The sequence below is a fragment of the Flavobacterium cutihirudinis genome (assembly GCF_003385895.1).
Classification (GTDB): domain Bacteria; phylum Bacteroidota; class Bacteroidia; order Flavobacteriales; family Flavobacteriaceae; genus Flavobacterium; species Flavobacterium cutihirudinis.
The window spans coordinates 1-2,591 of sequence record NZ_QRDQ01000002.1; the positions used below are offsets into that span (position 1 = coordinate 1).

Genomic DNA, 2,591 nt, shown 5'->3' on the forward strand with positions numbered 1-2,591 from the left:
GTGCTATACCCCTCGACTTGCATGTGTTAAGCCTGCCGCTAGCGTTCATCCTGAGCCAGGATCAAACTCTTCATCGTATATTTTTATATTATATATTCGATGCCTTATCTAGTGGTTCTTTCCGAATCTTGCGATCCTATTACTCTTATTCTATTTGTCTTGTCTTTTGGACAAGACGGCTGTCAATTCAATATGTCTACGAACGTGTATTCTTTTTTATCATCTCGCTTGTTTCTCAAAGCGGGTGCAAAAGTAGAAAACTTATTTCAAAACGGCAAATGTTTTTTGAAGTTTTTTTTTTAGAAAATTTCTTTTCCTTTTTCCTTCATCATATCTACCAATCTCTCAATGAACTTTCCGTGTTTTGCGGGGTGCAAATGTAAAAGCTTCTTTCGAATTCCACAAGCTTTTCACAATCTTTTTTTCAGAATTTTTTTTCTGTTTCAATCGCCTCGCTTGTCAGTATTTCAGTGAACGTCTCTCGTTGTTGCGGGTGCAAAAGTAGGACCTTTATTCGCATTTACAAGCTTTTTTTGCCTCTTTTTTTATTCTTTTTTTGAATTATTCCTTAACTCATTGATAACGGTTTCTTTACAATTCGAACTTTTTTCAAATATTATGAGGATTTTCTTCTTTTGGATGCGTTTTCCTTATTCCGAACGCTTTTTCAGCCTGCTGTTTTGACGAGTTTTTACTCTTTATGGCTGTTTTTCGAATAGAAATCAAACTTTAGAGCTTTCCTTTGTGCCGATTCCAATCCCGCAAAGCCGCAAAGCTTTCCACTTTTCGAGCATTGTTTTGCTCGAAAATCTTCCTTATCCAACATCACCTCTTCTGAAAACCGCTTCCATAGCCCCGATAGGAGTGAAAATCCTTTTTGTAGTGATCCCGAGCTTCGGGAGCCATAAAAAGATTACCCTGTCAGTTCACTATCGCTCGTATCTAGCGGATAGCAGGATTAAGCCCCTTATCAAAAACAAATTCCAAATCTTGAAAGACTTTAACTTCGACTAATCTGATATATTAATCATATATACTACTAAAATCTTATTTATATAATAGAATTTCAAAAAATCAATACAAAGTACATTGAACTTGCTTCATAATATATATAAAAGAAATCAATTCCATACCCAAAGAAAACAAAAGCCTAAATCAAACTCAAAAGAGCCTCCCCCCCCAAAAAAAAAAAAAAAAGATAACCCTCAAAGTTTGTGTCCAGCAACATCCAATCATGCTACATATAACACAAAAGACAAAGTTTGAGAAAAAACCCTAAAGCATAGCACAATTCTGAATATATCGCAAACACTATCGATAGATAAAATTTCTATCTCTAATAATACATCTAATACTATATGGATCAAGCCCAAAACCAGTGGAAAAATATCATAACAAAACCAAAAAGTGAGACAATTAAAGAATTATCTACAACCTCTTTAGAGCTTTAAAAGCTATACTTCCTGATTCTTTAATAGATCACTTTGATGCAATTTCCACCACTAACACAGAAGAAGCATTACACCTGTATTCTGAAGAAAATACAAAACCTCCACAAGAACTTAACCCTGCTGAACTGGTTCCCAAGGGTTTTCTCAATGAAATTACAACCCATTACCTCCCTTCAAGAGGTAAGTTTATGCATTTACACATCAAAAGACGAAGATGGGCTAATAAATCCAATATGGGAATTACAAAAATAGATTAAACTTTAGCGACTAAAGAAAATAAGCTCCTTTAATACATAGATGCTACACGAACATGTACGCCAGTTTGGTTGTTTATCCTGAGAATATAGGAGCGAATTTATCAATTGATAAAGCAGCTCTCCCAAGGAGAACTTTACATAATTGTAACTAATAAAAAATTCAAAGCTAAAAAAAGATTCTTTAGTCACCATTGTTTCCAGAATCAAATCCAATCAATTCATAAAAAACACATTAATAAGATTGATCACAAAAATCAACTGCCAAGAAAATTACCCTAGACATGGCTAATTCTATGAAATTAATACCTAAGAGATGTTCCCCAACACCTATAAACATTGCCGATAGCTTCTATGTTCAAAAACTAGCTTTAAAAGCATAAAAGAAACCACACAGATGATATTTAACTTATATCCCTGAATAAAAATAGTTTACAATCTAAGTAAGCAACTTCGAGAAATTTACAATAATAAAAAACACATTACTATGAGTAAACTAGCTCATTGATATAGAAATGCAGAAGAATCAGGTTTTAAAAACTTTAACAATCTGCTCAATACTATCAATTATTAATTATCAGACAAACTTAAACTATTTATAACAGAAGTTTAAATGCTTTAGTATAATCTTTAAATGCCAAAATAAAAACTTTTAACTCTCAATTCTGAGGAGTTAGGAATATAGATTTTTCTTATTCAAACTATCTAATCTTTTTGCTTAATCCCCAACTTTTGAACATATCTTGCGGTTTGCATCACCGGGTCATAACAAGGAAAGAAGATATGATTTCTCCCAAACATTTGTAAAACGAAAAAATCCCCATCAATTGAATGATGAGGATTCTCAAAAGAAAGGCGACGACATACTCTCCCACATAACTGCAGT

General features: G+C 33.2%; 2 protein-coding genes and 1 rRNA gene. 1 reads left to right on the forward strand and 2 read right to left on the reverse strand.

Annotation, left to right across the window (positions count from 1 at the left end; all coding sequences use genetic code 11):
- Nucleotides 1-77, reverse strand: a 16S ribosomal RNA gene (locus BD847_RS00015); the annotation flags it as partial.
- A 1,379-nt stretch (nt 78-1,456) separates the two neighbouring features.
- On the opposite strand from BD847_RS00015, the gene BD847_RS21105 reads away from it, so the two are divergent.
- Nucleotides 1,457-1,708 (forward strand): ISAon1 family transposase N-terminal region protein, encoded by a 252-nt coding sequence (locus tag BD847_RS21105; RefSeq protein ID WP_449404000.1) that lies wholly within the window; start codon nt 1,457-1,459, stop codon nt 1,706-1,708.
- Nucleotides 1,709-2,410: 702 nt separating this feature from the next.
- Here BD847_RS21105 and BD847_RS20880 read toward each other — a convergent pair.
- On the reverse strand, nt 2,411-2,591 hold a 181-nt coding region (locus BD847_RS20880; RefSeq protein WP_208641778.1), incomplete at its 5' end, for a hypothetical protein.